Below are 26,006 nucleotides of genomic sequence, written 5' to 3' on the forward strand. Positions count from 1 at the left end.
AAGGTCGAAAGTGTGTTGGAGGTCGTGAGTTGGCGTAGTGTAGCGGGTTGAACTAAATTCGGCGTTGATGTGGCAGCAAGTAGAAAGCAGTGTGCGGAGTGCTGGGAGTGGGGGCGGGTGACGAGTAGCGAAGGGTGAGTGGCGGTGGCGAGCGAAGGGTACAGGGTGGCCATTGGCATTGGCGGACGCCTAACGGAACGTAAAGCCGTTATTTGCCCATTTCCCGACTATTTCCCGCTGTAACGGAACTCAGAGACCTTATTTGGCGGATCTAGCAGAGAAAACACTGCATTTGGCCGAAATAAGGTCTCCTGGTTCCGTTAGAATTCGAGACCCTCGCGAAACCGACGAATAGCGGCTCTGGGTTCCGTTAGAAGGCCGAAAGTGTGTTGGAGGTCGCGGAGCATAGTCGGTTGAACTAGAGTTTGGCGTTGGGAGCTACGTCAGTGGGCGGAAGGCTCGGCTGAATTCAAGATTCGACGTCGGTTAGGCTGCTTTGCGAGAGCATCGTGATCGAAGGATCACTTTTGATTTACCGGTATAAATGAAGAATCAAAAGTTAGGTTTGGAGCACCAAGAAGGTTGGATGAAGCTAGAGACTGAGTAGCGGAGCGTAGCTGGAAGCTACGTGAGCAACGGAAGGCTCGGCTGAATTCAAGATTCGACGTCGATTAGGCTGCTAAGTGAGGGCATCGTGATCCAAGGATCACTTTTGATTTACCGGTACAAATGAAGAATCAAAAGTTAGGTTTGGAGCACCAAGAAGGTTGGATGAAGCTAGAGACTGAGTAGCGGAGCGTAGCTGGAAGCTACGAGAGCAACGGAAGGCTCGGCTGAATTCAAGATTCGACGTCGGTTAGGCTGCTTTGCGAGAGCATCGTGATCCAAGGATCACTTTTGATTTACCGATATAGGGGAGGGTTAGGGTGATGGCGAAACCATTGAAAGTCGACGAAATCTGGCTGGAACGGATCGCGGAACAACTGGGCGGCATGGAATTCGGTTCGCTGAACATCGTCGTCCATGAAGGCCAAATCGTGCAAATGGAACGCACGGAACGCAAGCGTTACGAGCTGAATCCGGGCAGCGCCTCCAGGGCTTCCGGTGCTTCCCGTCATGCGGCCAAACCTTTGCGCGAATCCGGACAGCGGTAAACCGCTCACCGGAATCCATCATCATAAAAACAACCCCGATTCCCGGGCGGTCAGGCAGCAATGCCTGCCCCGCCCGCGAGGAATCGGGGTTGTTTGCGCTTATTGCGGCGTTTCGCCTTCTCCCAGGCGGCCTTGCGCTTGAACGGCAACGGGGGCGGTGGCTTCTCCGGCTTCCGGCGTCATCGGCAGTGGGTCGTGGCCGACGTACGGGCGTGCCTTTCGCGGCTTGCGGCGGTTCAGGCGGAAACCGCCGAGAAACAGAAGCAGCTGGGCGCCCCAAATATAGGGGGCAAACCGGCTGCCAGCCAAATGGCCCGCGGCCAACAAAGCGATCAGGGTGGCGAGCAGCCGGGCTGGAACCGCGTTGACATGGCGATTCCGTCCCCCCATGACCGCCAGATAAAGCAGCAGCAAAGCAAACCAGCACGAGGTTAATCGCATCCAGCCGGCGGCCAGATCCCAAACCGTTTCCGTCTCATCGAAGAGACTCGTACCTAGCAAGCGCCACAACCAAAGCAGCGTCAAAAAGAAAGCGGCGGCGAACAACGCCGGTAAAACGGGCCGAAAAACGCGCCAGAGCCAGCTTCCCCAGCCGGGCCGTTCCATCTGGCGAAACAGCTTGTCCCGTTCGGCGATGAGGGACTCGCTTTCCCGCTCGATCGTTCTAAGCAGCAGGGGCAAGCGGGAGGCGTCGCCGTCCTCGGCAAATGCGGAGATTTGCGCCAGCAGATTCTCGCTGGTATACGGCGCGGCTCGGCAGGCCAGGAGCTTGTCCCGCAGGCCCCTTTGGACGACGGGGTCCAAGTGAGACTGCGACGGAAGTTCCATGGCGGACATCAACGATCCGGCCGCCGCGGCGTAACGATCCAAGGTGGAGTTGACGTATTCCAGCCGGCTTTGTTCATCCCGGGCGATTTTGCGGCGCGTCGCGCCGTACAGCGCGAGGAACGCAGACAACGCCAGGAAGGCGGCTAACGCGGAATGTTCAGGCAACTGCAGCCAAGCAACCCATTCCGACAGTGACACGGCGATCACCCTTTCCATATTCCTCCTTCAACTATTGCACACGTGCCGTTCGGATTCAAGCTTGGTTCAAGAGATTCATAAATATGGTATACTTGAAAACTGGTGAAAACTTGCGAGAAAATCGGCAGGCGGAGGGATCCACATGAATGAACGGCAAACCGGGGCTGGGGTGAAAATCATCCGCGAGGCGCCCGGGGTGAGCGACTACCTGAAGCTTCGCGACCTAGCCGGAATGAGCCCGCGCAGCGAAGAAGGTGCAGCGATTGGCCTAGCTAACTCCTTATTCGCCGTCTCCTTGTATGATGAGAAAGGATTGGCGGGGATGGGGAGGATTATCGGGGACGGCGGCTGTTTTATGCAGGTGGTCGACATCGTCGTGCGTCCGGACCTTCAGGGAAGAGGCTTAGGCAAAACGATCATGGGCGAAATCATGGGGTTTCTGGAGAGGCACGCGCCGCCTCTAACCTACGTCAGCCTGATCGCCGATGTACCGGCGGACAAGCTGTACCGCCAATTCGGCTTCGAGTATGCCGCACCAGGCGGCCACGGGATGTTCTGGAGAAAGCACTGACAAGGAGGCGTCCGAAGCAGGTCAGCTACCAGGTAAGCATTAAGTACAGGGCAAAGGAGATGCCATCGGATTGACTTCCACAGTAATCGAAATTTTCATGATCGCCATTCTGGCGGGAATCGTCGGCTCCGTTCTCGGATTGGGCGGGGGAATCATCGTCACGCCGGCGCTGACGCTGCTGTTTGGCGTTGACATCAACCACGCCATTGGGGCAAGCATCATCTCCGTCATCGCAACCTCAAGCGGTTCGGCGGTGGCGTATATCCGCGACCGGATCACCAATTTGCGCGTCGGCATGTTTCTGGAGATCGCCACGACCGTCGGGGCGATTACCGGTGCATTTATTGGGGCATTGATCGCCCCGCGGATACTATATATCATTTTTGCGTTACTTTTGCTGTACTCCGCATATGCCATGATCAAGAAAGGCAAGCAGGAAGTGCCGGAGAATGTCCCGTTGCATCCGGTTGCTCAGAAGCTCGGTCTGCAGGGAGAATATTACGACAAAGCGCTTGGCAAAACCGTCGCCTATAACGTAGACCGCGTTTACGAGGGGTTCGGAGTCATGTACGGCGCAGGCGTCATCTCCGGGCTGCTGGGCATTGGCAGCGGCAGCTTCAAAGTGATGGCCATGGACGTATTTATGAAAATGCCACTAAAGGTGTCGAGCGCCACCAGCAATTTTATGATGGGCGTAACGGCGGCGGCCAGTGCAGGCATTTATCTGCTTCGCGGCGACATTATTCCGATTATCTCGGCGCCGGTGGCACTGGGCGTATTGATCGGAGCTACCGTAGGGTCGCGCCTCATGCAGCGGATGAAGAGCAAAACGATCCGTAAGCTTTTTATCCCGGTGATGGTGTACGTGGCATTCCAAATGATCTATCAAGGATGGAGGGGCTGACATGGGCGACAATAACGAAGCGGCGCAGGCGCAAAGCCGCAGCTTCGAGGTCGAGACGGCCATCAGCAAAATGCTGCGGATCGGCGTTATCCTCGCCGCGATTGTCATCGTAGCTGGGCTTGTCCAGTTCTTAGTGACCGGAGACAGCGGGTATCCGGGGGATACGTATCCGACCAGCTTCGGCGCTATCGTGTCCGGGCTGCTGGCCTTTAAGGCGGCCGCGGTCATCCAGACCGGCCTGTTGCTGCTGATCCTGACGCCGGTACTGCGTGTTTTCGTCTCGTTATTCCTGTTCTGGGCGGAACGGGACTACCGGTATGTCATCATCACCGCGATCGTGTTCGTGATTTTGATCCTGAGCTTCGCGTTAGGAAAAGCGGGGTAAACGGTAAGGGCTTAGGGGCGGTATAGAACGGCTGAACGAACGCATAAATGTTGCAAAACCTGCAACATATCTAAAATGCAACAATCGATCTTCGATAGGTGACTTGGGGTTTCTCTGGCTGCATGGCAGCGGGGAAGCCCTGTTTGTTTTGGACTTGCCGGGGCAGGATGTTTATAATGAGAACAGCAAAACTTGGGAATACCATCCAACTGCGAAGAAGGGGCGAAGCGATAGATGAAGATCGTATTGTTTGGCGCGACGGGCTCGATCGGAAAAAGAATAGCGGCGGAAGCGCTGCACCGCGGACATGAAGTGACGGCAGCGGTTAGAGACCGGGCGAGAGCCGACGAGATGGGGCTGCCTCAACTCGTCCCGGCGGACTCCAAAAAGGCCGGAAGCCTGGTCATGGCCGAAGGGGACATCCTGGTCCCGGATTCGATCGCCAGGCTGGTGCAGGGGCAGGACCTCGTGATCAGCGCGTACGGGCCGCGTTTTGGGGAAGAGGACGAAATGCAGGAGGCGACGCGCTCGCTGATCGAAGGCGCTAAACGCGGCGGCGTCCGGCGGTTGATCGCCGTCGGCGGCGCAGGAGGGCTGGAGGTCGCTCCGGGCGTACGGTTGATGGATACGCCGGAATTCCCCGAGGAAGTGCGGCCGCTGGCCCGGGCCCATGAAGAGGCGCTAAGCCTATACCGGACGTTGGAGCTGGAATGGACCGTGCTGAGCCCTCCGGCGCTCATCGAGCCGGGCAAGCGCACGGGCGTGTTCCGGCTGGGTCTGGACCGCCTGGTCGTCGACGAGCGGGAGAACAGCCGGATTACGGCGGAGGACTACGCGGCAGCCTTGCTGGACGAGGCGGAAGATCCGTATTATATCGGTGCCCGATTCACGGTGGGGTACTAAGCAGGAGCAAGAGCGGGGGAGGGGAACCAATGAAATTTGTGACGTCGGAGCAAATGCGCGCCGTGGACCGCTACGCGATCGAGCGGGTCGGGATTCCGGCGGTTGCCTTGATGGAGAACGCCGGGCGCGCGATCGCCGAGGAGGTGCTGGCTTTGTGCCGGGGGCGGCGGGAAGGCCGGCTGCCGGAGCACCCGGGGGAGACGATCCGGGAGCGCCAAGCCGGAGCGTACGGGTTGGACCGGGATCATGTCGACCCCGGTCCATGCCTTGACGGCGGAGCGGGAGAGGCCGCACCGCTCCGGGACAGCGGTCAGCCGCCTTTGCCGGCGGAGCATTGGCTGATCCTCGTCGGCAAGGGGAACAACGGCGGCGACGGCTTGGTGTGCGCCCGCCATTTGGCGGATGCGGGCGTGCAGGTGAGCCTGCTGTACGCCGAGGAGCCGGAGCGACTCGGCGGCGAAGCGCTGCTGCAGCATGCCATCGCTGCAGCGCTGGGGCTACCGGGCGAGACGTATACGCCCGGCGCGGTGGCGGCGGCCCGATCCCGCGGGGTGACGGGGATCGTGGACGCCTTGCTGGGCACCGGGGCGAAGGGCGCGCCCCGGGGAGCCTACGCCTCCCTCATCCGGGAGGCGAACGAAAGCCGGCTGCCGATCGTGGCAGCCGACATCCCCAGCGGGCTGGACGCCGATACCGGCGCAGTCCACGACCCGTGCATCCAGGCCCGGATCACCGTGTGCCTCGCCCTCCTGAAGGCGGGGCTAACGCAATATCCGGGCGCGAGGGCCGCAGGGGACGTGGTCGTCCGCTATATCGGCATCCCCCGCGCGCTTCCGCCGGGCATCGCGGCGGAAGCGGGGGTGCTGCTCGCCGAGTCGTCGCTGCGCGGCGAGCTCGGGGTGGACCCGGCCCGGCGGCGCGAGGCCGACGGCCACAAGGGCACGTACGGGCACGTGCTGCTCGCGGCGGGCAGCCTCACGATGAGCGGCGCCGGCCTGCTGGCCGCCAAAGCCGCGCTCCGCGCCGGCAGCGGCCTCGTCACGTGGGCGCTGCCGGAGGCGTTGCTGCCGCATGTGCTCGGGGCCGTGCCCGAGTTGATGCTCGCGCCGGCCGGCGGCGAAGCCGGCGCGTGGAACGCCGCAGCGTCGTCCGAGCTGCTGCGGCTGCTGGAGGCGCGCGACGTGCTCGCCGTCGGCCCGGGGCTGGGCCGCTTCCCGGGCGAGGACGGCTTCTTGCGCGCCGTATGGGAGGGCGCCCCGCGTCCCCTCGTGGTGGACGCGGACGCCCTGAACATCCTCGCCGCCGCGAACGGCCTCTCGGCGTGGCGGCACCGGGATGCGGCGACAATCCTGACGCCGCATCCCGGCGAGATGGCCCGGCTGGCCGGCCTGTCCACGGCCGAGGTGCAACGGGACCGCATCGGCTTGGCGCGGCGCTTCGCGATCCAGCACGGCGTAACGCTCGTGCTGAAGGGCGCGCGCACCGTGGTGGCGGCCCCGGACGGCCGCGTGTTCGTCAACGTCACCGGGCACCCCGGCATGGCGACCGGGGGCTCAGGGGACGTGTTGACCGGCCTGATCGCCGGGCTGCTGGCCCAGGGCCTGGACGCCGTGCAAGCCGCGGCGTTCGGCGTCTACCTGCACGGCCAAGCCGGCGAGCGCGCGGCCGCAGCCCGCAGGGGCAACCCGGCGTCGCTGCTCGCCGGGGATATCATCGAAGCGCTGTAACAAACGCGCGTGCTTAACGCTCCCATCGGTTGAACGTGACGATAGCGGGTGCCCAGACGGACGCCCCGTCTGGATTGACTTTTCAGGCAAATCTTGATAGCATCGTTTTAAAATTTAGGGAATTCGTCGGGATTCGCGGGAAGACGAACAAACTCTAATAGAAAAGGGGAGAATCCGAGATGAAGGTTACAGTCATTAACGGCAGTCCAACGCCGGGATCCCGGCTTGGGGCAGTGATTGCGCTGACGGAGGAGCTGCTGCGCGGCGAAGGCTTCGAAGTCAGCCATTTGAACGTGGGGGAGCTGCCGCCGGAGGATTTGATCCATACTAAATTCGAAAGCGAAGCGATCGTGAAAGCGAATGCGCTGGTAGCCGGAGCGGATGCGATCATTGTAGCCAGCCCCGTTTATCAAGCGTCGTATACCGGCGTGCTGAAGACGTTTCTGGATCTGGTGCCGCAAAAGGGCCTGGCCGGCAAAGTGGTGCTGCCGCTCTTTATCGGGGGCAGTCTCGCGCACCTGCTTACGATCGATTACGCGCTGAAGCCGGTCCTGTCCGTGCTGGGCGCACGTTATATTTTAGGCGGCGTCTATACCGTGGATGCCCAAGTGGCACGTACCGAGGCCGGCGGTTTCGAAATCGCCGAGGAGCTGCGCAGCCGGCTCGAGGAGAACGTCAAGGAGCTCGTCCGGGAAACGCGGCTGCGGCAGGGGCAGCAGTCCTAAGTAATCTGTGCGGATCGCGGTGGATGGGCTTGAATCGCCGGTTTCCGGGAAACTTCCCGGGCCGGTTTTTTTTCTTATGGCGACGGCCAACGGCGCAATCGGACGAAAAATGGTACAATAGGACAAAATACATAACTGCTCGCAATTGCCGAAGGAGGATACTTTGACATCATGTTGAAATTGGTCTTTTTCGTAGGGGTCGCCGGTACGGGGAAAACGACGGTAGCCCGCAAGCTGGCTGGACGGATGCCGGCGGCTTTTTTGGACCGCGATACGGTGGGGGGCCGTTTTGTGGAGAAAATCCTGGAGATGAACGGCTTGGATGTGAACGACCGCGACTCCGAGTTTTACAAGAAGCACCTGCGTGACCTGGAGTACGATACGACGCGCGACATCTGCATCGAGAATTTGGCGGCCGGCCAAAACGTCTTTATGATTTCCCCGTTCACGGCGGAACTGAAAAGCAAGGACTGGCTCGAAACGCTCCTTCAAGAAGCTGGGTTGTCCAAGCGGGAAGTGGACGTCAAGGTCGTCGTCGTCACGTTGAAGGACATGGAAACCCAAAAGGAAAGAATCATCGACCGTTGCACGGACCGCGATACCTGGAAGCTGGAGCATTGGGACGATTTCAAGCACCGCGTGCAGTTCGTGCCGGAGGTAAACTGGGAGATCCCGGCCTCATCCATCCTCGAATTCGACAACAGCGGCGAGTTGACGGAGGAGAAGGCGGACAGGGTTTACCGCTTTGTCTTAGGAGAAGAAGGACAAGCTTAAATAACGAAGAGAAGCCCTTTCCGCGGCCGGTCCGCAGGAAGGGCTTCTTGATTTTTAGCAGGCATGCCGTAATTCCCTATGGATGGGTTGCCAACGCCTCCGATGAGCCGTCGATGACGGTACGGCCGGTGTCGGTAAAGGCGGGAACCTGCTCGCCGCGGGCCAGCCGAAGCAGTTGGCCGACCAGCAGACCGCCCCAGCCCTCCTCATTTTGCGAAAGCACGGAAGTAATTTGTCCGTTGCGCAGACCTTCCTTCATTTCCGGCGTCATATGAAAAGCGACGGCATAGCGGTTGAGCCCCATCGCTTTCCAGACGAGCACCGAGGCGGAGCTGGAGGTGAGATCGGTCGAGATGAAGGCGTCGAAGTGGGGATGGGCATCGATCATGGCCTCCAGATCGGCCAGCGCTTTGCCGTCGTCTCCCTCGTCATGGCGCACCTCTAACACCTGGATATTCGTTTCGCCATGCAAGAAATTCAGCAAACCCTGCAGACGGTCCTGGTTCTGGCTCATCGACTGAACGCCGGACGCGACGAGGACCATGCCCTTGTTTTTCATCTTTTTCTTGATCACGCGGCCCATTTCCGCTCCGGCTTCCACGTTGTCCGTGCCGATATAAGCCGAACGCCGGCTGTCCGGGGCGTCCGATTCAAAGCAGATGACGGGAATTCCGGCGTCTACCGCCTTGTTGATGACCGGAGTGAGCGCGCCGGAGTCGATCGGGGAAATCGCGATTCCATCGACCTGCTGTTGAATCATCGTCTCCATCATATGGATTTGTTGTTCCGCGCTTACGGTTTCGGGAGCTTTAACGACAAGCCTCACGTTCTCGGGAGAGCCCGCCTCCTCCGCGAGCCGCGTGATTTCCTCATAAAAGGGATGCGCCATCGGATAGATGATGCCGAAGATGAATTTCGGCGCCTGGAGCTGCGGGGGAGCCGTAGGCGTATGGACTGTGGAGGGTGCGGTGGTCGATGCTGTTTCGATTGCGCCTCCACCTTCCGTCGCGGGGGACGACGCCCCATGGCATCCCGTGAGCGACAGAACCAACAGCGAACCTAAAACTGGCCAAAAGGCATGTGCGTTCACCAGCCCCCCTAACCAAGCGATCCCTTTCGAAAGATTATTCCATCGACCCTGAGACGGCACGATCATGCGATTCCCCCCTTGCAATGCGAACGCTGGTCCGGGCGGAGGACATTGCGCCATGCTTGCGGAATTCGGTCGTCGTCATCCCGGTCACCCGCTTGAACAGGTTCGAGAAATAATGCGGATCGCTATATCCGACCTGACAAGCGATTTCATACGTTTTGCACTGCGTCGACTGCAGCAGCTCCATCGCTTTACGAATCCTCGTTTCCGTCAAAAATTCAATAAAGGTCTGACCGGTTTCCTGACTGAAAATTTTGCTAAGATGGCTCGGGCTCATGTTGACGTGCTCGGCGGCATGCTGCAAGGAAATATAACTTTTGTCATGATTGGCCGTGATATATTCCTTGACCCGATGAAGCAGGTCAGCGTAACGATCGGCGGATCTTGCGCGCCACAGCCAGAACTGTTCCACCAGGTGGGTCAAATAAACGCAGGCTTCCTCCCAGCAGCGCACCGCTTCGATCCGTCCCTGAAACGCGCGAAGGCTTTGTTCGGAGTCGCCGGCTCCCCGGACGGACTCTTCGGCAACCTTGAACACTTCCAACGTCAGATCGTTCAGGATATAGTAACCGGTTAGGGTTGCATCCCAATCGATCGGTTGAAGCACGGCGGCGAATTCGGGGATGAAGGAGGACAGCTCCCGGGAGGTTCCGATCTTGAGAAACCGAATGAAGGCCTGCCGGTCCAATAAAATGTTGTGCTGAATGGAGCTGCGCGTCACCTCCAGCAGGTTTTGCCGGTTTTGCCGCGTAAGCCGCTGCCAGTGCAACGATTCCTCCGCTTCAAGAAAGGAGAGATGAATGCCCTGGATGCGTTCATGGCCCGATCCGATTCCAAGGGAGAGCGGGAAACGGCAGGCCGTCTCTTCGAGGAGGGCCAGCATTCGGCGAAAGGGGTCCAAAACCTGCTTGGCCGCACTTTCCGTATCCCCTTTGACAATATATACCGTCTTGGTGCGGCTGGCCGGATACTGCAGCATTTGACCACGGGCGCACTCCAGCCGAACGTGCTCCAGCAGATCCATCCATTCCATGCCGCCTGCGGCATCCATGACTTCGGACGGTTCCATAGGACGCATATCGGTAATGGCTACGGCGTACCAGCGGGCGACAAGCGGAACCGACAAATGCTCGGCCGATTGAATAGCCTCGGGCGCCGACAATAGTCCGCCGCATAAATCGCTTAACAATTTATGCTGTGAATTGCCGGCTTTCTCCAGCTCTCGGCGCATCAATTCGGCGAGCCGGTCCTTTTCGTTTCGCTCCTGATCGATTTTGTCGCTTACCCCGCGAAGCAGACCAACCAGATCCGAGGCGCTGATCGGCTTCAGGCAATACTCCTCGACTCCGAGGCTGAGCGCCTTTCTGGCATAATCGAATTCTCCGTGTCCGCTCAGAATAATGATTTTGATCTGAGGGAATTTGGAACGCACCACGTCACATAACTCGAGGCCGTTCATGAACGGCATTTTGATGTCCGTGATCAAGATATCGGGCTGCAGCTGCTCGATCATCGGCAGAGCGAGCTCCCCGTCGGAGGCGTCGCCGAGATAATGGAAGCCTTCCCGTTCCCACGGAACGCAATCCCGAATGTTCTCTCTGACGAGAATTTCATCATCGACGAGCAGCACTTTCTTCATCGGTCCTTCCTCCTTGCCCTTTTGGAATGGTTATCGTTACGGTCGTTCCTTCCCCGGCAACGCTGTCGATCCGAACCCCGTAGGATTCTCCGTAAAAAAGCTTGATCCGCTGATGGACGTTATGAAGGCCAAATCCGCCTGACACTTCTTCGCCGGTTTCCACGGGCAGGCGTCCGTTCAACAAATCGCGGCGCAGCCGCTCAAGCTTATCGGAAGGCATTCCGCATCCGTTGTCCCGTACCGTAAGCTGGAGCTCGCATGCCGCGGTTTCCTGGGCCGACACCGTGATCATCCCTTTGCCCCGTTTATTTTTGATGCCGTGATACAGCGCATTTTCCACGATCGGCTGGAGTGTCATTTTGAGAACGGGGCAGGGGAGAAGATACGGCTCTACCTCGATCCGGTATTCCAAAATATCGCGATACCTCATCTGTTGGATAATCAGGTAGCTGTGGACGTGCTCGATTTCTTTCTCCAGGGGAATCCAGTCGCGCCCTCGGTTTAAACTGATGCGGAAGAGGCGGGAGAGCGATTGCACCAACGTGATGACCCGGTCGTTTTTGCCGGCTTCCGCCATCCACAAGATCGAATCGAGCGTATTGTACAGGAAGTGGGGGTTAATCTGAGCTTGCAAGGCGCGCAATTCGGCTTTCTTCATCTCTTCCTGCTCCCGGATGCTTTGCTCGAGCAGGGTCTTGATTTTTCCCAGCATGATGTTATAGCTGCGTCCCAACTCGGCGACTTCATCGTTGCCTGCGGGCGTGACCTTTGATTCCAGAAAGCCGGACGCGGCAAGCTTCATCTTGTTTTTCAGCAGCTTGAGCGGGCGTGTAAGCCGGGAGGAGATGAAGAAGTGCAATGAAACGGCGAATAAAATGCTCAGCGCCACGCTGACGATAATCAATTGCCGAATCGAATCGGCCTCTTTGACGATTTCGCGCAAGTGGACCTGGCCGATGATTTTCCAGCCTGCGGCCTGGGGGGAGGAGGCGAAAATAAATTTCGGCCCGCCGTCCGATTTGTCCACATAGCTGCTTAAAGCGCCGGTAGCCATGCGGGCCAAGACGTCCCGCTCCGGCAGGACTTGATCCGGGACGAGCCCCGAGGGCATGAAGATCGGACGCCCGCTGGCGTCGACGATATAAAAAAATCCCGTCTTTCCCACCTTGACCTCGTCGCAAAACCGGCTTACGGCAGACGCATCCACCTCGATGACGATGAAACCGATCGTTTCGTGCGTGATCCGCTGCTTGACGGCGGCCATGATCGAAATGGCGGGTTTTTCCCGAAGACCGTCGGGATGATCCAGTGCCAAGGCGTCGAGCGGAGGGACGGTGAGCACGACGTCGGGGTTGTCGATTAAATAGGCAAAATGGGGATTGCGCAGCGGGTTTTTATCCAGCACAAAAACGCCACGCCGCTCGCTGATGCCCCTTCCGTACAAGTTGATCATGGTGATGTTCAGGACGCTTTCGTATTTGTAGGTTTGACGGTAGGAATCGATCGTCCGCAGGATCTCTTTGGCATCTTCATACGCGTCGTTTTGCGAGTAGAGAAAATGCAGCACCTGGGAATGGTTGCCGAGTTCGAGCAATTTGCTGCTGTCGGTGAACAACGTCCCCAGGCTTCGCGCCAGTTGATCCGCCGTGAGCACAGCGCTGGCTTTGCTGTTTTCGTAAACCGTGTTGTAGGATTTCTGATAAGCGACCAGCCCGATTCCGATGAGCGGAATGACGGTCAGGCACAGGAACATCAGGAGAAGTTTCGCGCGCAGGCTGGAGGAGATCCAATTGATCAGCTTCATGGGAGGCCTGCCTTTCAAGAAGGGCTCTTTTGATCCCATATTATGAAGCAACCCCCTTGAAAACGCAATCATTCATAAAAAATCAAAAGATCGCCGCAAAAAAACAAACCGGACCGGCGTCAGCGCGGCAAAGAAACGAAAGAAAACGCAAACGACCGCGATCATCCTCCGTATCCTGCAGAAATGAAAGCGTTTTATAATCAGGGCACGCCAGACAATGGTGATCCAAAAAGGGGAGGAATTTGATCATGGTTTCATTCAAAAAATCCGGATTGATTGTAGCGGCTTCTTTATTGCTGCTCTTTGCTTCCGCTTGCGGCGGCAGCGGCTCAGGCGCGAATGCCAAGGAGCCGGCGAATAACGGCGGCAAACCGGCGGAGCAAACCAATTCGACAAACAGCGCAACGACGGAGAATGCGAAGGACACAACCACGGAGAGCAAACAAATCGTGCTCGGATTTTCGCAGGTCGGAGCGGAGAGCGGGTGGAGAACGGCGAACACGAAATCGATCCAGGAATCGGCCAAAGAAGCCGGCATCGATCTGAAATTCTCTGACGCCCAGCAGAAGCAGGAAAACCAGATTAAAGCGATTCGTACCTTCATCCAGCAGAAGGTGGATGTCATCGCCTTTTCGCCGGTGGTGGAGTCGGGCTGGGATACCGTGCTGAAGGAGGCCAAGGATGCCGGGATTCCGGTGATTCTGACCGACAGAGCGGTCGATTCGCCTGACGACACGCTGTATAAGACGTTCATCGGTTCCGACTTCGTGGAAGAGGGACGCCGGGCTGGACAATGGCTGCTCGACCAATACAAGGACTCGACCGAGGAGGTCAATATCGTGGAGCTCCAGGGAACGACCGGTTCCGCGCCGGCGATTGACCGCCAGAAGGGCTTCGCGGAAGTGATTGCGTCGAATCCCAATCTGAAGGTGATCGCTTCGCAAACGGGTGACTTTACCCGGGCGAAAGGGAAAGAAGTCATGCAGTCCTTCCTGAAGGCGAACAAGAAGATCGATGTGCTGTACGCCCACAACGACGATATGGGGCTTGGCGCCATCCAGGCCATTGAAGCGGCCGGTTTGAAACCGGGCAAGGATATCATCATTATCACGGTGGACGGCGTCAAGGACGGGTTCGTCGCGGCGAGCGAAGGCAAGATCAATTTTATCGTGGAATGTAACCCGTTGCTGGGACCCCAGCTGATGCAAGCCGTTCAGGATGTCGTCGCCGGCAAGGAAATCGAGAAGCGGATCGTGACCGAAGAGGGTGTGTTTACGTCCGAAGACGCCAAACGCGAGCTGCCTAACCGGAAGTATTAAGCGAGATGACGGATATGGAACTTATGGAACCGATTCTGCACATGTCGGGGATCCATAAAACGTTTCCCGGCGTAAAAGCATTGAAAAACGTGGATTTCCGGCTGTTTCCCGGTGAGGTGCATGCGCTGATGGGCGAGAATGGTGCCGGCAAATCGACCTTGATCAAGGTGCTGACCGGGGTTTATGCCGCGGACCATGGGCTTGTGGAGATGGAAGGGAAGCCGGTCAGGGTGCATAGTCCCCAGGAGGCGCAGCTTGCAGGCATCAGCACCGTGTACCAGGAGATCAACCTTTGCCCGAACTTGTCCGTTGCGGAAAACATGTATATCGGTCACGAACCGTACCGGTTCGGCCGGGTCCGTTGGAAAGAAATGAACCTGAACGCGGAGCGTCTGCTTAAGGAAAGGCTGAACTTGGACATCGACGTGACCCGTCCGCTCGAATTTTATTCGGTCGCGGTTCAGCAGTTGATTGCCATTGCGCGGGCGCTCAGCATTTCCGCCAAAGTGTTGATCCTGGACGAACCGACCTCCAGCTTGGACGAGAGCGAGGTCCAGCAGTTATTTGCCATTATGCGGAAGCTGAAGCGGGAAGGGCTGGCGATCTTGTTCGTCACGCATTTTCTGGATCAGGTCTACGAAATCTCCGACCGGATTACGATCCTTCGCGGCGGGGAGTTCATGGGGGAATCCCTTGTGAGCGAGCTTCCCCGGATCGAGTTGGTCTCGAAGATGATCGGCAAGGAACTGGAGTTGCTGGAGGAGTTCCCCAACTCTGCGGAGGACGGCGGCAAGCCGGAGGGGAAATGGCTGCTTAACGCGGTGGGATTGGGGAAGCAAGGTTCGATTGAGCCCTTTGATTTGCAGATTCACCAGGGAGAGATTGTCGGATTGGCCGGGTTGCTTGGCTCCGGCCGGACCGAGATGGCCCGGCTCCTCTTCGGGGCGGACCGGCGCGATCAGGGAAGCCTCGAAACGGCCGGCGGCGGGAGTATCCACTCCCCCCGTCAGGCCATCGACGAAGGCATCGCCTTTTGCTCCGAGAATCGGAAAAAGGAAGGTATTATCGATGATTTGACCGTCCGGGAAAACATCGTATTGGCGCTTCAGGCGGCCAAGGGATGGTTCCGCGCGATTCCGCGCAAGCGACAGGAAGAAATCGCGGAGGAGTACATCCGCCTGCTGAATATTCACCCGCCCGATTCGGAGCAATTGATCCGCAACCTGAGCGGGGGGAACCAGCAGAAGGTTCTGCTGGCCCGCTGGCTGGTGACCGAGCCCAAGCTGCTCATTCTGGATGAGCCTACACGCGGAATCGACATCGGCGCCAAGACGGAAATTCAGAAACTGGTATTGACGCTGGCAGAGAAGGGGATGAGCGTGTTGTTCATCTCCTCCGAGCTGGAGGAAGTGCTTCGGGTGAGCGATCGGATTGCCGTGCTCCGCGACCGCCGAAAGGTGAAAGAGATGAGGGGCGCCGAAATGAATCAACAGCAGGTGATGCAGGCGATCGCTGGAGGGGAGAAGGGAAAATGAAGCATCGTTTGGTATGGCCTTTGTTGGTGCTCGCCTTGCTGCTGCTCTTTAATCTGATTTATTCGCCGGACTTCTTCTCGATCAAGGTGCGGGACGGCCATCTGTACGGCAGTCTGATCGATATCTTGAATTTTGGTTCCCCGCTGATTCTCGTGGCGATCGGGATGACCTTGGTCATCGCCACCGGCGGCATCGATCTCTCCGTGGGCTCGGTCGTGGCGATTGCGGGAGCGATGGCCTGTTTGCAGATTAGCCAGTCGGTGGACCCGAACAGCTTGATCTCCGTGCTGGCCGCGGCCGGCCTTGCGCTCGTTCTGTCCATCATGCTTGGCCTCTGGAACGGATTTCTCGTTTCCCGGATCGGCATTCAGCCCATCATCGCCACCTTGGTCTTGATGGTCGCCGGACGTGGCATCGCCCAGTTGATCACAAACGGCCAGATCATCACGGTACAGAGCCCGAAGTATCAGTATCTGGGGGCGGGTTTTTTGTTCTCGCTGCCGTTTTCGATCTTTGTCGTAGCGGTGGTGTTCGCGGCCGCATCCCTGCTGACCCGCAAAACCGCGCTGGGCCTGTTTATCGAGGCGGTCGGCTGCAAGCCGACCGCCAGCCGGTTGGCAGGCGTCCGGTCACGGACGGTTACTTTGGCCGTGTATTCGTTCTGCGGCTTATGCGCGGGGATGGCCGGCCTGCTGCTCAGCTCCAACGTTTCGAGCGCCGACGGGAACAATGCCGGGCAATGGTACGAGCTGGACGCGATTTTGGCCGTCGTTATCGGTGGTACCTCGCTGAACGGCGGCCGCTTCCACTTGGCGGGAACGCTGGTGGGGGCGCTTATTATCCAGACGCTGACGACGACGATTTACATGGTGGGCGTGCCGCCGGAAATCACCTTAGTGGTTAAGGCCGTTGTGGTGCTCGCGGTTTGTTTGATTCAGTCGGATCAATTCCGGGCTGCCCTGGGCGGGAAACGGAAACCAGGAACGCCGGCCGCAGCGAAACCGGGGGTGAAGCCGCATGCTTAAGCGTAATTATATTCCGTTAGGGGTGACGATCGGCCTCTTCCTGTTGATGTTTATCGCCGGTTCGTTCCGGTATACGGGGTTCTTCTCCGGGCAGGTGCTGCTCAATCTGCTGATCGACAACGCTTTTCTGCTCATTACTGCGGTCGGCATGACCTTCGTGATCGTGTCCGGCGGGATCGATTTGTCCGTCGGCTCGGTGATCGCCTTGACGACGATGGTTTCCGCGAGCTTGCTGCAGCAGGGGTGGCCGCCTGCGCTTGTGATCTTGCTTGTTCTGACCATGGGCATCGTATTCGGAACGGCGATGGGGGCGGCGATCCATTATTTCAACATCCAGCCGTTTATCGTCACGCTGGCGGGGATGTTCCTGGCCCGCGGCCTGTGCTACGTCATCAGCATTAACACGATTACGATCGATAATGCCTTCTATACGGCGGTGGCCCAGACGAAGATCAAATTGCCGGGCGATCATTTCGTATCGATTAGCGTCATCATCGCCCTGGTGGTAGTTGCCCTTGGCATTTACCTGGCCCACTACACGAAATTCGGGCGTAACACGTACGCCATCGGCGGAAGCGAGGCTTCTTCCTTGCTGATGGGGTTGCCGGTAGCCCGTACGAAAATAATGGTGTACGGCTTTAGCGGTTTATGCTCCGCGTTGGCCGGCGTCGTATTCACGTTCTATATGCTGTCCGGATACGGGCTTCACGCGAACGGAATGGAGCTCGATGTGATCGCTGCGGTGGTCATCGGCGGTACCTTGCTGACCGGCGGCGTTGGGTATGTGGTCGGCACCTTCTTCGGGGTTCTGATCCAGGGCGTCATTCAGACCATCATCAGCTTTGAAGGGACGCTCAGCTCCTGGTGGACGCGGATTGTCATCGGCATCCTGCTTCTGCTGTTCATTTTGTTGCAGCGGCTGCTAGGCGAGCGGCGCTTCGCCGAGCGAGGGTAAGGAGAATGAGGGGGATGCGCACGAAAAAAACCTGAGGCGAAACGCTCAGGTTTTTTTCGCTCTTTTCCAAAGAAATCGCTTGTGATAAGCTTCCGGTTAATAGGGATGTCACGAAATAGGGGGAGACGAGTCATGCAAAGGCGTTATCGCTCATATCTATTGAAACCTCCGCCACTTCTGGTCCTGTTTGCGCTTCTGTTCATCTTCTCCGGCTGTCAGGCCGGAACCGCAGAGGAAGCTTGGGTCCCTGCCGAAACGGATCAAACGACCACGACTTATGTTACCTCAAGCCCGGAGCTTTCGTCCGGAGAACCGGCTTCGGCGAAACACCGCATCGTGCTGGGGTTCTCCCAGCTAGGTTCGGAGAGCGACTGGCGGAACGCGAATAGCCAATCGATCAAAACTGCGGCCAAAGAGGCGGGCATCGAGCTGCTGTTTGAAAATGCCGAGCAATCCCAGGAGAAGCAGTTTGAGGCGGTTCGCAGCTTTATCTCGCAAAAGGTTGACGTGATCGCGATCGCTCCGGTCATTCAGACCGGATGGGAACCGATTCTGGACGAGGCGGAGGAGGCGGGAATCCCGGTCATCATCGTCGACAGGGCGGTCGATGCGTCCAATTACGTGACCTTGATCGGCTCCGATTTGTACGAAGAGGGGAAGAAGGCGGGCAAATTTTTGCTGGACAAAATGGTCGGCCGCCCCGGGCCAATCGGAATCGTCGAATTAAAAGGGACGGAGGGTTCGACGCCTTCGATTGATCGCGGCCGGGGATTTGCCGATACGGTCCTCGGGGACGAGCGATTCAAAGTGCTGGCAAGCGAGCATGCCGATTTTACGCTGGAACAAGGAGAGAAGGTCATGCGCTCTTTTTTGCAGAGCCATGGCGGGGAGATTGCCGTGCTCTACGCTCATAATGACGACATGGCGCTAGGCGCCATCGACGCCATCGAGGCTTACGGGCTCAGGCCGGGGAAGGATATCGTGATCCTATCCGTCGACGGGACGCGCAGGGCGCTGAAAAGCATGGCCGAAGGCAAAATCAACGCGGTGGTGGAATGCAACCCGCTGCTCGGGCCGAATCTGATGCAGGCGGTGAGGGAACTGACGGAAGGAAGAACGTTGCCCAAAAGGATTGTCACCCCCGAAACGGTCTTTACCGAGGTGACCGCTGAGTTGGAGGCGGATAACCGAAAATACTAGTTCGGGCGAGGATCGTGAAATGAGAGCCTCCTCCTTAGAGGCTTCCTGTTCTGGTGGCCAAGGCCTGTCGCCAAATACACAAGCTCCCCCAACTGTTTTATAATAAAACAGCATAGTTTACCAAATTGGCGATTCTTACGGAATCACCCGGACTGGAGGAATCAGGATGTCCGTCATGACCGCTATTTTCAAAAAATACCGGGTCGCCGCCATTTCGGCGATCGTCATGCTGCTGATCGAGCTGGCGGTGGAGCTGATTCAGCCGCTGATCATCTCGCGGATTATCGACCACGGGATTCGGCAGCACGACGTGTCCGTGGCCTGGATCTGGGGCGGGGTGCTGATGGCGAGCGCTTTGGCCGCGTTTCTCGCCGGGATTACGAGCTCGTTTTTTGCCTCGCATGCGAGCCAAGGTTTCGGTTACGACCTGCGCGACAAGCTGTACGAGAAGGTGCAGTCTTTTTCGTACGAGGTGTTTAACCGGTTCGCCGCTTCGTCGTTGATCACCCGGTTGACCGGGGATATCACGGTGCTGCAAGACGTGATTTTCATGTGTTTGCGTTTTGCCTCACGGGTGCCGCTGGTTGTCATCGGGAGCGTCGTGATGGCTCTGGTCGTGCATGTGAAGCTAGGGCTGCTGCTGACGATCACCGTGCCCGTCCTGCTGGGGTTCGTGCTTTGGATGATCCGGAAAGCGTCCGCATTATTTCGCACGGTGCAGCGGCGCACGGATCATGTCAACGGCCTGATCCAGGAGAATTTGACCGGCATGCGGCTCATCCGCGTGTTCGTCCGGATGTCGCATGAGATCGGGCGCTTCGAGCAGCGCAACCGGGATTTGCGTCAGGGCACGGTCGCCGCGCTGAAGCTGACGGAGACGACGATGCCGTTCCTGCTGTTCCTCATGAACGCCGGAATCATAGCGGTGCTGTGGTTCGGCCGAATCGAAATTGCGGACGGGGGCGCCAGCGTGGGCGAAGTCGTCGCCGTCATCAACTATTCGCTGCGCACGATCGGTGCGTTGTCCGCGTTGTCCTGGATCATGAGCTCCCTGTCGCGGGGAGCGGCGTCCGCCGGGCGGGTGCGCGAAGTGCTGGAGGAGGACGATCCGGCCGGCGAGCGCGAAGGCCGCGCGGCAGAGGCTCGCGGTGAGAAGACGGAGGAAGAGACGGCGGTTGCGCCGATCCAAGGCCGCATCGAATTCCGCGACGTCTCGTTCCGCTACCCGGGCCGCGACGTCATGGCTTTGGAGCGGGTTTCGTTTACGGCGGAGCCGGGGCAGCGGATCGCCATCCTGGGCGCGACCGGCTCGGGGAAATCGTCGCTGGTGCAACTGATCCCGGGCATGTATGAGCCGACGAAAGGTACGATCCGCATCGACGGGTCGGACATCCGCCAGCTGGACCGGAAACGGCTGCGCCGCGCCATCGGTTATGTGCCGCAGGAAGTGATGTTATTCTCCGGCACGATCCGGGAGAACATCGCTTGGGGGCGCGAGGATGCTACGCTGGAGCAAATCCAGACCGCGGCTCGGCAGGCGCAGATCCACGAGACGATCGAACGGCAGCCGCACGGCTACGAGACGCGGCTCGGACAACGCGGCGTCAATCTGTCCGGCGGACAGAAGCAGCGGCTGTCGATCGCCCGGGCGCTGGTGCGCCAGCCGGCCATCCTGATCCTGGACGACAGCACAAGCGCGCTGGACGTCCGTACGGAGGCGGCCTTGCTGGAGGAAGTCTCGCGCCTTTCCTGCACGACGCTGCTCATTACGCAGAAGATCAGCTCCACGATCACGGCGGATCTGATTCTTCTCATGGATGACGGGCGGCTGATCGCCAGCGGCAAGCATGAGGAATTGCTGCTGCGTTCCGAATTGTACCGGCGGATTTGCGAATCCCAGCAAGGAAAGGAGGCGGAACCCCATGCCGTTCAAGACCTTCACTGAACCGTTTCGCCATCCGTACCCGAAGCTGGGGGCGTCATCGCAGGCACCGCAAGGCGGAGGGGAACGTCAGGACGCATCGGCTGCTGCGGCGGCTGCGCCGCGCCGGCCCGGTCACGGCGGCGGACCCGGCGGCGTAAGGCCCAAGGTGCGGGCCAAGAATTGGTCCGGCACACTGGGCCGGATTTGGAGCTATCTGTCTGCCCATAAAGCCCGGCTGGCCGCCGTCCTGCTGATGGTCGTCTTCAGCTCTGGGCTGGCGCTGCTGGGCCCTTATCTGGTCGGGATGGCGGTGGACGATTACCTGGAGAGCGGCGGCGGCCGGCCGTGGGCGATGTTCCTCGTCGGATTAACGCTGGTATTTGCAGGCTCTTCGCTCACCTCCTGGCTGCAAAACATCTGGATGATCGGAATCGCCCAGGAGACGGTGTACCGTATGCGTTCCGAGCTGTTCGCCCAACTGCACCGGCTGCCGATCCCGTATTACGGCAAACGGCAGCAAGGCGAAATCATGAGCCGGCTGACCAATGATATGGACAACGTCAGCTCGACGCTCAACAGCTCGGCGATCCAGATTTTCTCCAGCGTGCTGACGCTGGTCGGAACGCTGGCCGTGATGCTGTACCTCAGCCCGCTGCTGACGGTGCTGACGTTCCTCGTGGTGCCGCTGATGATGGCCGGGATGCGCTGGATCACGAAGCGGACGGGACCGCTGTACAAGCGGCGCCAACAGGATCTCGGCAGCCTGAACGGCTACATTGAGGAGACGTTGTCGGGGCAGCGGATCATTAAGGCTTTCTCTCAAGAGCAGCGGGTGCTGCAAGGCTTCCGCGAGCGGAACGAGGCGATTCGCAGCTCCAGCTTCTGGGCGCAGACGATCTCCGGCTTCATCCCGAAGCTGATGAACGGGCTGAACAACCTCAGCTTCGCCATCGTCGCCGGAATCGGCGGGGTGCTGGCCGTGCGCGGAAGTGCCGGAGTGACGGTCGGGGTGATCGTCGTGTTCGTCGAATACGCGCGGCAGTTTACCCGGCCGCTGAACGACCTGGCGAACCAGTGGAATACGCTGCTGTCGGCGATCGCCGGCGCGGAGCGGGTGTTCGAGGTGCTGGACGAGGAGGTTGAAGCCAGCGACGAAGAAGAGGCGGTGGAGCTGTCGTCCGTGCGGGGCGAGGTTGTCTTTTCGGGCGTCTATTTTTCTTATGAGGAACATGGAAACGAGGACGGCGATACGTTAGAGGAGATCAGCTTTACGGCGAACCCGGGCGAGACGATCGCCTTGGTCGGGCCGACGGGCGCCGGCAAAACGACGCTGATCCAGCTGCTGTCGCGCTTCTACGAGCCGTCCCGGGGGACGATTACGGTCGACGGCCGCGATATCCGGACGATCCGGCGCGACAGCCTGCGCTCGCAGATGGCGTTCGTGCTGCAGGATTCGTTCCTGTTCCAGGGCACGATCCGCGACAATATCCGCTTCGGGCGGTTGGATGCGACCGATGCGGAGGTGGAAGAGGCCGCCAAGCTGGCGAATGCGCATTCCTTCATCGTGCGGATGCCTGGCGGCTACGATAAGGTGCTCGGCGCGGACGGCGGCGGCATCAGCCAAGGACAACGACAGCTGCTGGCCATCGCGCGGGCGATTCTGGCCGATCCCTCGATCCTCGTGCTGGACGAGGCGACCAGCAGCATCGATACCGTCACGGAGATCAAAATCCAAGAGGGTCTGCAACGGCTTATGCAAGGAAGAACTAGCTTCGTGATCGCCCACCGGTTGAATACGATTCGCCAGGCCGACAAGATTCTCGTCCTGAAGGAAGGACGCTTGATCGAGCAGGGCTCGCACGAGGAGCTGTTGCGGCGGCACGGGTTCTATCATAGCTTGTACCACAGCGGCTTGGATGCGGAAAGGGGCGACGTCTGATGGAGTTGAGTGCCTATCTGCGGGGGATTACGCTGCAGCGGAACGAAGTGCCGACGTTTGACGACTATCCTTTCCATCTGCCGGCAGTCTCTTCGCTGGGACAGCTGGAGTTCCATCCGAAAGTCACGTACATCATCGGCGAAAACGGCATGGGCAAATCCACGCTGCTGGAGGGGATCGCCGTCGCTTTGGGGTTTAACCCGGAAGGCGGCACGATGAATTTCAGCTTCGCAACGGCCGATACCCACTCCGAGCTGCATCGTTATCTCCGTACCGTAAGAGGGCCAGTGCGGCCGCGGGACGGGTTCTTTTTCCGGGCGGAGAGCTATTATAACCTGGCGACGGAGATCGATAATTTGGATCGGGAAAATCATGCGTGGGTCAGTCCGCCGCGGGTTGTTGAGTCTTACGGCGGGAAATCGTTGCATACGATGTCGCATGGCGAGTCGTTTTTCGCCGCGTTCATGAACCGCTTCAGCGGGCGCGGCCTGTACATCCTGGACGAACCGGAGGCGGCGTTGTCTCCGTATCGGCAGATGGCGATGCTGGCGCGGATTCACGAGCTGGTCGGACGGCACTCGCAGTTCATCATCTCCACGCATTCGCCGATTCTGATGGCTTATCCGGATAGCCTTATGTATCAACTCACGCCGGACGGGATCGAGAAGACCACGCTGGAAGAAACCGATCATTACCTCATCATGAAGGAGTTCGTCAATCATCGGGAGGGTATGCTAAGGGAACTGCTGAGGGAGGACTAAACAGGGAGAGCTCGATCAGCCGATGACCCCTAGGTTCCCGGGAAAGAAGTCTTTGACTTATCGATTGAGTGTAACTATAATGGTTACAGGTAAACATTAGACTTCATGGCAACCCATTTGATAAGGAGGATTCCAAGATGAAGATAGTAGTGACAGGGGCGACGGGGCAGCTCGGCGCCAAAGTGGTTGAGGCTCTGCTGGCAAAGGTACCGGCAGAGCAGTTGGCGGTTAGCGTGCGCGATCCGGAGAAGGCCAGCGCATTCCGCGCGCGCGGCGTGGACGTGCGCCGCGGAGATTTCGAGGATCCGGCCTCGCTGGAAACGGCATTTGCCGGCGTGGAGCGGCTCCTGATCGTATCGACGCAAGGCGATAACGACACGCGGATCCGCCAGCATTTGGCGGCCGTCGCTGCGGCGGAGCGTGCAGGGGTTCAGCTCATCGCATATACGAGCGTGGTGAACGCACCCGATAATTCGCTGGAGTTGGCGCCCGTTCACAAAGAGACCGAGGAAGCGATCACGAAAACGGGAATTCCTTATGTATTCCTGCGTAACAACTGGTACATCGAGAATGAAATCGGCACGATCCAGGGCATTTTGGCCGGAGCGCCGCTCGTGACTTCTGCCGGAGAAGGCAAGGTCGGCTGGGCTACGCGCGAGGACTACGCCCAAGCGGCAGCGGCGGTGCTGACTGGCGACGTCCACGGGAACAAGGCCTATGAGCTGTCGGGCATGCCGATCCCCCATGCCGATCTGGCCCGGATCATCGGCGAGGCCTTGGGCCGCGAAGTTCCGGTCCAACACGTCGACGATGCGGCATATGCTGAAGTGATGCGCGGTGCGGGCGTGCCGGAACCGGTGGTTCCGTTCCTCGTCTCCATTCAGCGCTCGATCCGTGAAGGCGCTTTGGACGTTCCTAGCGGCGACCTGGAAGCGTTGCTGGGCCGGCCGTCCACTCCGCTCGTTGACGCGGTCCGCGGCATCGTGAAAGAACTGCAAGCCTAACCACGAAAGAACAACGAAAAGCCCTGTTCCGGTTATGCCGCGAAACAGGGCCTTTTTTTGCGTTTGCTAGCCTTCCCCTCCAGCCGCCAACTGCAAAAGTGCATTTGAATCCGGGGTGTATCCGGGAGAAGAGGCAATTTACCGGATGTAGACTGCATTTTTGCATTTGATCACCCGATTCGAACCGAATTGGCGAAAAAGAACTGCACTTTTGCATTTCGTGCGCGACTACCTGATGCCTTTCCCGCCAACCGGGCGGATCGGTATCGATTCCACGCCGGCGATCAACGGCATCGCCCGCTGAATCATCGCTCGCGTAGCTTCTTCTTGGAGCGAGGCGTCATGGGCTTCCGCGCTGCCCCATACCTCCGTGACCCACACGGTGTCGGGTTCCGTCTCCGAAACGTTCACCACATACAACTCGCAGTCTGGAGCCGCCCCGGCTCCGGCGGCAGCTTCCAACAAGATGTCGACCAGTCGGTCGCGCTCCCCGGGTTTCGCCTTGAATTTGGCGTACATGCCGAACTTGTCCATCTGCATCCTCCTCATCTGTTTACCTGCAACTTCAACTCCGCTTAGGAGCATTATCGCCTAACCTCGACCTTCAGGCAACAATCCATTGGAAAAATCATCCTCCGACCCATGGTATAATAAAACAAAATATCAGGATAAAGGAGTGGATTGCATGCCGAAAGTGGTTTTGGCCGGGGGCACCGGGTTTGTCGGACAGGCGTTTGCGCGCCGGTTCGGGGAACTGGGGGCTGAGGTCAAGGTGATTTCCAGACAAGCTTCCCATATCCCCTGGGAGAACCGGAGAGCCATTGTGGAGGCGCTGGAAGGGGCGGATTTGCTGATCAATTTGGCAGGCAGATCGGTGAATTGCCGCTATACGCCGGAAAATCGACGACTCATCCTGGACTCCCGGACGGAAACGACGCGCCTGCTTGGGGAGAGCGTCCTTGCCTGCAGCCGTCCGCCGGCGTTATGGATTAACTCCAGTACGGCGACGATCTACCGGCATGCGGAAGATCGGCCGATGACGGAGGAAGGCGGAGAAATCGGCACGGGGTTTTCGGTCGACGTCGCGAAGGCGTGGGAGGCGGCCTTTTTTGCTTTCGACCTCCCGGCTACGCGGCAAGTTGCCTTGCGTATCGCGATCGTGCTGGACGACGGTGGGGTGATGGCACCCTTGCGCAATCTGGTCCGCTTCGGGCTGGGCGGGGCTCAGGGGTCCGGCCGCCAGCAGTTCAGCTGGATTCATATGGAGGACCTGTTCCGGATCGTCAGGTTCCTGCAGGAGCATCCTGAGCTGCACGGCGTGTTTAACGCTTCCGCCCCGCATCCGGTCACGAACCGGGAGCTGATGGCAAGACTGCGCCGGGCAATGGGCGTTCCGGTGGGACTGCCTGCGCCGCGCTGGCTGCTGGAACTCGGGGCACGCCTCATTCGAACGGAAACCGAGCTCGTGCTGAAGAGTCGCTGGGTGTTGCCGGAACGGCTGAAACGGGCGGGATTTAGTTTCCGTTATGATACGCTGGAGAAAGCGCTGAATGAAATCGTGGAGCGGAATTAGTACACG

At 58.9% G+C, this 26,006-nt stretch carries 23 protein-coding genes; 18 read left to right on the plus strand and 5 right to left on the minus strand.

The features are described from left to right. Positions 1-929: 929 nt before the first annotated feature. Positions 930-1,154, plus strand: coding sequence for a YezD family protein (locus MJ257_RS05430; RefSeq protein ID WP_178025137.1), 225 nt, complete (start codon positions 930-932; stop codon positions 1,152-1,154). Positions 1,155-1,253: 99 nt separating this feature from the next. Here the strand turns inward: MJ257_RS05430 and MJ257_RS05435 are convergent, their stop codons facing one another. Next, positions 1,254-2,189: a hypothetical protein gene (locus MJ257_RS05435; protein WP_240268278.1), complete on the minus strand. Its 936-nt coding sequence runs from the start codon at positions 2,187-2,189 to the stop codon at positions 1,254-1,256. A 133-nt stretch (positions 2,190-2,322) separates the two neighbouring features. Between MJ257_RS05435 and MJ257_RS05440 the strand changes: the two genes are divergently transcribed. The 7 genes from MJ257_RS05440 (at position 2,323) to MJ257_RS05470 (ending at position 8,169) form a co-directional block, all read left to right on the plus strand. Beyond that, positions 2,323-2,751, plus strand: a complete 429-nt coding sequence (locus MJ257_RS05440) for a GNAT family N-acetyltransferase (RefSeq protein WP_240268279.1) — start codon at positions 2,323-2,325, stop codon at positions 2,749-2,751. A 97-nt stretch (positions 2,752-2,848) separates the two neighbouring features. After that, on the plus strand, positions 2,849-3,655 hold the full coding sequence (locus MJ257_RS05445; protein WP_372489747.1) for a sulfite exporter TauE/SafE family protein: 807 nt from the start codon (positions 2,849-2,851) through the stop codon (positions 3,653-3,655). 1 nt (position 3,656) lies between these two features. Further along, entirely contained in the window at positions 3,657-4,040 is a 384-nt protein-coding gene (locus MJ257_RS05450) for a DUF1634 domain-containing protein (RefSeq protein WP_240268281.1), read from the plus strand. Between the two features lie 234 nt (positions 4,041-4,274). Further along, positions 4,275-4,943, plus strand: a complete 669-nt coding sequence (locus MJ257_RS05455) for an NAD(P)-dependent oxidoreductase (protein ID WP_240268282.1) — start codon at positions 4,275-4,277, stop codon at positions 4,941-4,943. A 29-nt stretch (positions 4,944-4,972) separates the two neighbouring features. Next, positions 4,973-6,670 carry an NAD(P)H-hydrate dehydratase gene (locus MJ257_RS05460; protein ID WP_240268283.1) on the plus strand — a complete coding sequence of 566 codons (1,698 nt, stop codon included), beginning with the start codon at positions 4,973-4,975 and terminating at the stop codon, positions 6,668-6,670. Positions 6,671-6,849: 179 nt separating this feature from the next. Next, positions 6,850-7,395, plus strand: a complete 546-nt coding sequence (gene ssuE / locus MJ257_RS05465) for an NADPH-dependent FMN reductase (RefSeq protein ID WP_240268284.1) — start codon at positions 6,850-6,852, stop codon at positions 7,393-7,395. Positions 7,396-7,566: 171 nt separating this feature from the next. Next, on the plus strand, positions 7,567-8,169 hold the full coding sequence (locus MJ257_RS05470) for a P-loop nucleotide/nucleoside kinase family protein (protein WP_240268285.1): 603 nt from the start codon (positions 7,567-7,569) through the stop codon (positions 8,167-8,169). Between the two features lie 76 nt (positions 8,170-8,245). Here the strand turns inward: MJ257_RS05470 and MJ257_RS05475 are convergent, their stop codons facing one another. The 3 genes from MJ257_RS05475 to MJ257_RS05485 are packed head-to-tail and all read right to left on the minus strand — an operon-like array spanning position 8,246 to position 12,765. Then, positions 8,246-9,325 (minus strand): substrate-binding domain-containing protein, encoded by a 1,080-nt coding sequence (locus MJ257_RS05475; RefSeq protein WP_240268286.1) that lies wholly within the window; start codon positions 9,323-9,325, stop codon positions 8,246-8,248. Next, positions 9,294-10,961: a helix-turn-helix domain-containing protein gene (locus MJ257_RS05480; RefSeq protein WP_240268287.1), complete on the minus strand. Its 1,668-nt coding sequence runs from the start codon at positions 10,959-10,961 to the stop codon at positions 9,294-9,296. The genes MJ257_RS05475 and MJ257_RS05480 overlap by 32 nt, the downstream gene beginning before the upstream one ends. Further along, entirely contained in the window at positions 10,936-12,765 is a 1,830-nt protein-coding gene (locus MJ257_RS05485) for a cache domain-containing sensor histidine kinase (protein ID WP_240268288.1), read from the minus strand. The genes MJ257_RS05480 and MJ257_RS05485 overlap by 26 nt, the downstream gene beginning before the upstream one ends. Before the next feature lie 248 nt (positions 12,766-13,013). Here MJ257_RS05485 and MJ257_RS05490 point away from each other — a divergent pair, with 248 nt between their 5' ends. The 9 genes from MJ257_RS05490 to MJ257_RS05530 all read left to right on the plus strand — a co-directional run bounded on the left by MJ257_RS05490 (position 13,014) and on the right by MJ257_RS05530 (position 24,427). Next, positions 13,014-14,084, plus strand: coding sequence for an ABC transporter substrate-binding protein (locus MJ257_RS05490; RefSeq protein WP_240268289.1), 1,071 nt, complete (start codon positions 13,014-13,016; stop codon positions 14,082-14,084). Between the two features lie 14 nt (positions 14,085-14,098). Continuing rightward, the gene (locus tag MJ257_RS05495; RefSeq protein WP_240268290.1) at positions 14,099-15,619 is read left to right on the plus strand and encodes a sugar ABC transporter ATP-binding protein; all 1,521 of its coding nucleotides are present in this window, start codon (positions 14,099-14,101) and stop codon (positions 15,617-15,619) included. After that, positions 15,616-16,644, plus strand: coding sequence for an ABC transporter permease (locus MJ257_RS05500; protein ID WP_240268291.1), 1,029 nt, complete (start codon positions 15,616-15,618; stop codon positions 16,642-16,644). The genes MJ257_RS05495 and MJ257_RS05500 overlap by 4 nt, the downstream gene beginning before the upstream one ends. After that, positions 16,637-17,599 carry a galactofuranose ABC transporter, permease protein YjfF gene (gene yjfF / locus MJ257_RS05505; RefSeq protein WP_240268292.1) on the plus strand — a complete coding sequence of 321 codons (963 nt, stop codon included), beginning with the start codon at positions 16,637-16,639 and terminating at the stop codon, positions 17,597-17,599. The genes MJ257_RS05500 and yjfF overlap by 8 nt, the downstream gene beginning before the upstream one ends. A 159-nt stretch (positions 17,600-17,758) precedes the next feature. Continuing rightward, on the plus strand, positions 17,759-18,799 hold the full coding sequence (locus MJ257_RS05510) for an ABC transporter substrate-binding protein (protein WP_240268293.1): 1,041 nt from the start codon (positions 17,759-17,761) through the stop codon (positions 18,797-18,799). Positions 18,800-18,965: 166 nt separating this feature from the next. Beyond that, positions 18,966-20,744, plus strand: coding sequence for an ABC transporter ATP-binding protein (locus MJ257_RS05515; protein ID WP_240268294.1), 1,779 nt, complete (start codon positions 18,966-18,968; stop codon positions 20,742-20,744). Continuing rightward, the gene (locus MJ257_RS05520; RefSeq protein WP_240268295.1) at positions 20,722-22,662 is read left to right on the plus strand and encodes an ABC transporter ATP-binding protein; all 1,941 of its coding nucleotides are present in this window, start codon (positions 20,722-20,724) and stop codon (positions 22,660-22,662) included. The genes MJ257_RS05515 and MJ257_RS05520 overlap by 23 nt, the downstream gene beginning before the upstream one ends. Further along, on the plus strand, positions 22,662-23,423 hold the full coding sequence (locus tag MJ257_RS05525) for an AAA family ATPase (protein WP_240268296.1): 762 nt from the start codon (positions 22,662-22,664) through the stop codon (positions 23,421-23,423). The genes MJ257_RS05520 and MJ257_RS05525 overlap by 1 nt, the downstream gene beginning before the upstream one ends. Positions 23,424-23,560: 137 nt before the next feature. Further along, complete coding sequence (locus MJ257_RS05530; RefSeq protein ID WP_240268297.1) at positions 23,561-24,427, plus strand: SDR family oxidoreductase; 867 nt, start codon at positions 23,561-23,563, stop codon at positions 24,425-24,427. Positions 24,428-24,655: 228 nt separating this feature from the next. Here the strand turns inward: MJ257_RS05530 and MJ257_RS05535 are convergent, their stop codons facing one another. After that, positions 24,656-24,961 carry a putative quinol monooxygenase gene (locus tag MJ257_RS05535; protein ID WP_240268298.1) on the minus strand — a complete coding sequence of 102 codons (306 nt, stop codon included), beginning with the start codon at positions 24,959-24,961 and terminating at the stop codon, positions 24,656-24,658. A 151-nt stretch (positions 24,962-25,112) separates the two neighbouring features. Between MJ257_RS05535 and MJ257_RS05540 the strand changes: the two genes are divergently transcribed. Next, positions 25,113-26,000, plus strand: coding sequence for a TIGR01777 family oxidoreductase (locus tag MJ257_RS05540; RefSeq protein WP_240268299.1), 888 nt, complete (start codon positions 25,113-25,115; stop codon positions 25,998-26,000). The last annotated feature ends 6 nt before the right edge of the window (positions 26,001-26,006 follow it).

Source organism: Paenibacillus timonensis, from assembly GCF_022427145.1.
GTDB classification, from domain to species: domain Bacteria; phylum Bacillota; class Bacilli; order Paenibacillales; family Paenibacillaceae; genus Fontibacillus; species Fontibacillus timonensis.

What these genes read in the sequence shown, in the direction of transcription:
- MJ257_RS05430 (WP_178025137.1), top strand. Translation starts at nt 930, where the DNA reads ATGGCGAAACCATTGAAAGTCGACGAAATCTGGCTGGAACGGATCGCG.
- MJ257_RS05440 (WP_240268279.1), top strand. Translation starts at nt 2,323, where the DNA reads ATGAATGAACGGCAAACCGGGGCTGGGGTGAAAATCATCCGCGAGGCG.
- MJ257_RS05445 (WP_372489747.1), top strand. Translation starts at nt 2,849, where the DNA reads ATGATCGCCATTCTGGCGGGAATCGTCGGCTCCGTTCTCGGATTGGGC.
- MJ257_RS05450 (WP_240268281.1), top strand. Translation starts at nt 3,657, where the DNA reads ATGGGCGACAATAACGAAGCGGCGCAGGCGCAAAGCCGCAGCTTCGAG.
- MJ257_RS05455 (WP_240268282.1), top strand. Translation starts at nt 4,275, where the DNA reads ATGAAGATCGTATTGTTTGGCGCGACGGGCTCGATCGGAAAAAGAATA.
- MJ257_RS05460 (WP_240268283.1), top strand. Translation starts at nt 4,973, where the DNA reads ATGAAATTTGTGACGTCGGAGCAAATGCGCGCCGTGGACCGCTACGCG.
- ssuE (WP_240268284.1), top strand. Translation starts at nt 6,850, where the DNA reads ATGAAGGTTACAGTCATTAACGGCAGTCCAACGCCGGGATCCCGGCTT.
- MJ257_RS05470 (WP_240268285.1), top strand. Translation starts at nt 7,567, where the DNA reads ATGTTGAAATTGGTCTTTTTCGTAGGGGTCGCCGGTACGGGGAAAACG.
- MJ257_RS05475 (WP_240268286.1), bottom strand. Translation starts at nt 9,325, where the DNA reads ATGATCGTGCCGTCTCAGGGTCGATGGAATAATCTTTCGAAAGGGATC.
- MJ257_RS05480 (WP_240268287.1), bottom strand. Translation starts at nt 10,961, where the DNA reads ATGAAGAAAGTGCTGCTCGTCGATGATGAAATTCTCGTCAGAGAGAAC.
- MJ257_RS05485 (WP_240268288.1), bottom strand. Translation starts at nt 12,765, where the DNA reads ATGAAGCTGATCAATTGGATCTCCTCCAGCCTGCGCGCGAAACTTCTC.
- MJ257_RS05490 (WP_240268289.1), top strand. Translation starts at nt 13,014, where the DNA reads ATGGTTTCATTCAAAAAATCCGGATTGATTGTAGCGGCTTCTTTATTG.
- MJ257_RS05495 (WP_240268290.1), top strand. Translation starts at nt 14,099, where the DNA reads ATGGAACTTATGGAACCGATTCTGCACATGTCGGGGATCCATAAAACG.
- MJ257_RS05500 (WP_240268291.1), top strand. Translation starts at nt 15,616, where the DNA reads ATGAAGCATCGTTTGGTATGGCCTTTGTTGGTGCTCGCCTTGCTGCTG.
- yjfF (WP_240268292.1), top strand. Translation starts at nt 16,637, where the DNA reads ATGCTTAAGCGTAATTATATTCCGTTAGGGGTGACGATCGGCCTCTTC.
- MJ257_RS05515 (WP_240268294.1), top strand. Translation starts at nt 18,966, where the DNA reads ATGTCCGTCATGACCGCTATTTTCAAAAAATACCGGGTCGCCGCCATT.
- MJ257_RS05520 (WP_240268295.1), top strand. Translation starts at nt 20,722, where the DNA reads ATGCCGTTCAAGACCTTCACTGAACCGTTTCGCCATCCGTACCCGAAG.
- MJ257_RS05525 (WP_240268296.1), top strand. Translation starts at nt 22,662, where the DNA reads ATGGAGTTGAGTGCCTATCTGCGGGGGATTACGCTGCAGCGGAACGAA.
- MJ257_RS05530 (WP_240268297.1), top strand. Translation starts at nt 23,561, where the DNA reads ATGAAGATAGTAGTGACAGGGGCGACGGGGCAGCTCGGCGCCAAAGTG.
- MJ257_RS05535 (WP_240268298.1), bottom strand. Translation starts at nt 24,961, where the DNA reads ATGGACAAGTTCGGCATGTACGCCAAATTCAAGGCGAAACCCGGGGAG.
- MJ257_RS05540 (WP_240268299.1), top strand. Translation starts at nt 25,113, where the DNA reads ATGCCGAAAGTGGTTTTGGCCGGGGGCACCGGGTTTGTCGGACAGGCG.